The sequence below is a fragment of the Longimicrobium sp. genome (assembly GCF_036554565.1).
Lineage (GTDB): Bacteria > Gemmatimonadota > Gemmatimonadetes > Longimicrobiales > Longimicrobiaceae > Longimicrobium.
The window spans coordinates 1-4,516 of record NZ_DATBNB010000061.1 but is presented as its reverse complement, the minus strand read 5'-3'; the positions used below and the strand labels follow the sequence as shown (position 1 = coordinate 4,516).

4 protein-coding genes and 1 pseudogene are annotated in these 4,516 nt (G+C 67.9%); 2 read left to right on the top strand and 3 right to left on the bottom strand.

All coding sequences use genetic code 11. From position 1 onward, the window contains the following. From VIB55_RS01695 to VIB55_RS01685, 3 genes and pseudogenes are all read right to left on the bottom strand, one after another. A pseudogene (locus VIB55_RS01695) lies at positions 1–1,238 on the bottom strand (FG-GAP repeat protein); the annotation flags it as partial. After that, a complete protein-coding gene (locus VIB55_RS01690; protein WP_331874928.1) occupies positions 1,235–2,368 on the bottom strand; it encodes a GNAT family N-acetyltransferase in 1,134 nt (377 codons plus the stop codon). The gene VIB55_RS01690 and the pseudogene VIB55_RS01695, both read right to left, overlap by 4 nt. Next, a complete protein-coding gene (locus tag VIB55_RS01685) occupies positions 2,365–3,498 on the bottom strand; it encodes an aromatic ring-hydroxylating dioxygenase subunit alpha (RefSeq protein ID WP_331874927.1) in 1,134 nt (377 codons plus the stop codon). Before VIB55_RS01685 ends, VIB55_RS01690 begins: the two co-directional genes overlap by 4 nt. 107 nt (positions 3,499–3,605) lie before the next feature. On the opposite strand from VIB55_RS01685, the gene VIB55_RS01680 reads away from it, so the two are divergent. After that, positions 3,606–3,956 (top strand): hypothetical protein, encoded by a 351-nt coding sequence (locus tag VIB55_RS01680; protein ID WP_331874926.1) that lies wholly within the window; start codon positions 3,606–3,608, stop codon positions 3,954–3,956. Then, positions 3,956–4,369, top strand: a complete 414-nt coding sequence (locus VIB55_RS01675) for a type II toxin-antitoxin system VapC family toxin (protein WP_331874925.1) — start codon at positions 3,956–3,958, stop codon at positions 4,367–4,369. The genes VIB55_RS01680 and VIB55_RS01675 overlap by 1 nt, the downstream gene beginning before the upstream one ends. Positions 4,370–4,516: the final 147 nt, after the last annotated feature.

The window sequence follows — 4,516 nt, the reverse complement described above, 5'->3', positions numbered from 1 at the left end:
GCGGCGCGGTCCTCGTCCCTCGCAAGCGGATGCGTGAGGAACAGGTCCGGCAAGCCGTCACCGTTCACGTCACCTGCGGCCACGGACGCGCCCACGGACAGGAGCCACTTGGAAATATGGCGCAGCCGCGGATCCACCAGGTCGTAGCTGCCCCGATCCATCGTCACGCACAGCCCGCTCTCCGCCGCCGGCACCTCGCGCAGCACGAACCCGGCGTCGTCCATCGCCACGTGCGGGCGGATGATGGTCGCGTACGCCGTCCCGCCGATCGTCCCCATCGCCCCGAGCACGCCGATGGTCCGCAGCGTCCCCCGGTCCACCGCCTGGCGGAGATGTGCGAGCGTCCCCATCCGCCACATCTCGCGCAGATGCAGGAACGCCCAGCGGCTGATGGCGATAGCGAAGGCGGCGTAGAAGAAGGTGAAGACGCTCTCCCTGGTGTGCAGGTACAGATCGACCACGGTGATCCCGAACGCCAGCGCCACCTGTCCGCCTGCGTTGGGCGGCGACGTCTTGGGATCCGTCAGCATGAAGAACGTGAAGAGGAAGAACGGGGGCGTGGTCATCGTCCCCAGGAACAGCATCTCCGGCGGCAGGTGGTGGCGCATCACGTATGCGCGAAGGGCGGTCTGCAGCGTGTAGAAGAACAGGAACGACACGATCAGCCACCCGCGGCCCACGCGAAACACGAAGAGCAAGAGCGCCGCCGTCACCATGAAGGCTGACATCGCCCAGTGGCCGCCCCACTGGTACGCGGGCGCCGTGGTGATCAGTCCACCCGCGAACAGCAGCGTCATCGCGACGCCCGCGAGGGACGGGTTGATGGTGTGTTGCCCTCGAAAGGTCAGCAGGTACTTGGAGCCGATGGTGATGGCGACGGGGAGCAGGAGCAGGAAGTAGTCGTGCGAGTAGTTGAGGATGAGCGACAGCGAGAGCGCGCTGATGTATGCGCTGAGCGGAAACAGCCATTCGCGGCGGCGCAGGATGAGGTGCAGCAGCACGTCCAGTGCGCATCCGGCGGCGATGGTCAGCAGGATCTGGGCGGGCGAGCGGTTGAAGCCCAGCCACGAAAGGCCCATCACCGCGTACAGCGTGAGGATGGCGGCAAAGGGCCAGCGCATGTCGCGGCGCGACGGAATGGCGCCGCGCCAGCCTGGCGCCTTCGGGGCGCCGGGGCTCACCCGGAGCGCTGGCACCTGGGCCGGCGGCTCAACGGGGGTGATGATCGGGGGCGTCATACCAGGGCCATTTCGAAGCCGGGACGTCCGGGCGCGAAGCACTCCGCCGGCGGCTCCACGCCCGGCGGAGTGACGACGAACAGGCGGGCCGGCAGATCGGTGAACTGGAAGCCGCGGAACGCCGCGTCCAGCGGATCGCCATCGGGCGCAAAGAACGAGAGCAGCACGTAGCCGCTACGCCGATGGTCCGCGTAGACGCGGTGCAGCAGCGCGCGCAGCACCGCCGGATCGCCGGAGGGCACGGCCTGGTGCGTGGCGTACAGGTAGCGCAGCTCCTGCCCGAGAGCGGGAAGGCGCGGGAAGCGCAGCAGCCGCGCGGCCAGGTCGTAGCCCATCTTCACGCGACGCATCCCGCCACGGTACGCGGCGACGATGGTGCGCTTCACGGGCGCGGCGTCCCACATCGCCACGCATCCCACGAGCGCGCCGGAGCCGTCCTCCGCCAGGTAGAACGACTCGACGCGAAGCCCCGGCCACTCGCCCAGCCGGCGCCGCAGCTCTGCCTCTGGCATCGGCTGGCCGAACGGCCGGCGGCGCGCGTCCGCGTCCAGGAACGCGGCGAGGGTGGGAATGTCCGCCTCCGTCGCCCGCCGCACTCGAAATGCGGTGCGCCGCGACATGCGAGGCAGCGTCAGGTGCACATTGCGGATGCGGAAGTCGCCCAGGGGCGTGTAGCGCGGCATCCCACGCTGCCGCCGGTTCTGCGCCGCGAGGGCGCGGAGGGCACGTTCGTTCGACGCGATCACCGCCGTCAGCGACGCCGCGCACCCGCGCGACTCCATCGATGCGGTGAGCGTCGGACCGTAGACGCGGTTCAGCAGGTGGCGCCCCTGTACCGCCGGGGAGAGGCGCAGATCGCCCAGGTAGCCGATGCGGTGCGGCACCCCGCCCAGGTAGCCGTCGCGAAAGACGAGCGACGCCATCGCCTCCACCTGCCCCTCCTCTTCCGCCACCCAGCACTCCCAATCGTCCGACTGCAGGCGGAGCAGGGCAGGGAAGTCCGGGTTGCGGCGGATGGAGAGCGCCAGTTCCGTCTCCATCGGCACGCGCGCGAACAGCTCGCACATAGCCGCGCCGTCCTCGTCGGTGGCGCGGCGGAGGTGGATGGCGGCGGCGGCCGTATCCGTCACATCCAGAACTCGATGCGGGTGCTGATCGGCTCCGGCGGCGGGCCCTGTTCTCCGGCGGCCGCGTGGTCGCGCAGGGCCTCGATGGCGCGATGGATTTCGTCCGCCGCGGTGCCGCTGAACCGCCGTGCCCCGAAGCGCCGAAGGTTGCCGGTCTGCACCTCCATGATCCGCACGTCCTGCTGGATGACCGTGCGCGTGTACGGCGGAAGCAGCCACCGCGCGAGCGGATTGAAGACGCCGAAGCGGAAGGTGATGGCGGTGTACACCGTCGCGCGATCGGGCGTGATGGGCGTGATCTGCGAGGTGATCACGAAGCCGCGCCGGTCGCCCCACATGTAGTCCACGCGGGTGATGTTGGGCATGAAGAAGCGGTCCGTGTGCACCATCGGCTTGCCGTCGGGGTTCAGCAGCCACTTGCTGAATCCGATGGAGTCGTCCGGCTGAAAGTACTCCACGTGCACCGCGTCCGCGGTGCGCTCGATGGTCGCTTCGGCGCGCTTGACGTTCGCCGCCTTGCGGAACCACCCGGAGTGCACGAACGCCGTGTGCGGCACGTCCATGAAGTTCTCCACCAGGTCCGTGACGTCGCCGTCGAACGGCGTCAGCATTACGTACGAGCGCCATCCCGGCTCGTCCGCGTGAGGGAAGCGGAACGGCTCCTTTTCCGCCGCGCGCTCCGGGGTGCCGAGGTACACCCAGACGAAGCCGTCCTGCTCGCGTACGGGAAAGCGCTCGAGCCGCCGCCCCTCGCGCGGCCGCACCTCGGGGCTTTCGGAGGGCACGATCACCAGCTCGCCCTCCGCGTTGTACGTCCACCCATGGTACGGGCAGCCGATGCAGCCGTCGAAGAGGTCGCCCTTGCTGAGCGCGGCGTTGCGGTGCAGGCAGCGGTCGATGAGCGCCGTCGCCCGGCCGTCTGCCCCGCGAAAGAGGACGATCGGCTCTTCCATGATGGTGGATGCGCACGGCTTCTTCGCCGTCACCTGCCTGGAAAGCGCGGCGATGTACCAGTTCTCGTGCAGCGTTCCGCAACGGAACCGCATGATGGGCCGCGACTCGCACGCATCAGTCGGGCGCTCGCTCGGGCACCCGGCGATGGCGGGAACGGAGATGGAAGTCTGGGCCTGCATGGGACTGCCTGGATGATGGGTTCCGGAGTTGCAGCGGATCTCGCTTGCTGGGACCGAGCCGCGGGATTAGCTTACCTGTACATGAACCTGTACACCTCGGAGGCCGGATGATTCAGCCGAACAAGAACGACGTCCTCCCCATTACCGCCGCGCGAAGCCGGCTCTTCGATCTGGTCGAGGAGGTGCTAACCGGGCGCCGCCCGAGAGTTGAACTCTCACACCGCAGTTACGACGAACACGTGGTGCTGATCCGCAAACGCGAAATCGAGGGGCTCCAAGCGGATCTGGACGCGCTTCGTGCACGGGTCGGCGTAGAGCCGCGGCCACTCCGGGGACTCGGAACGCTTCTTGTCGATCCGGATGACGTTCTTGTGCGCTCCCGTGCCAAGCAGGCCGAACTCGAGCGGGCGAAGCGCGACAAGCTCCGCGCCGACGACTTCGACCTCGATGATGCGTGATGTACGCACCGGAGATCGCGGTTACCGATACCCATCCGCTGATCTGGTGGGTAACCGACCAGCGACGCCGACTGGGGCGGCAGGCCAGGGCGTTCTTCGAGCGGGTCGATGAAGGGTTGGCGGTGGTCTGTATTCCATCGATGTCGCTGGTCGAGCTGGACGAGGCAATGACGGCCGGCGATTTTGCCCTCAGCGAGTCATTTCCCGATTTCGTGCATCGGTTGGAGAGTACTCCATCTCGGTATCAGGTGGTGAGCCTCACCCCCGAGATCGTTCTCCACGCGCACGAACTCTTCCAGATTCCCGAGCGCGGCGATCGCCTGATTGCGGCGACGGCTGCTGCGCTTGGCTATCCCCTCATCACTCGCGATCCGGAAATCGCCCGGGTCATCGGCGCCGATCGCATCTGGTAGCACGGCGTTCCTACCGAAGCCTCACCATGTCGCGCATCACGAGCATCATCCGAGCGTAGGCGGCCACGTCCACCGCTGCCGTAAGCACGTTGATCCGGCGGAACTGTGGCTCGTTGGAGGCGAAGTAGATGCCGTCCTCGCCCTTCG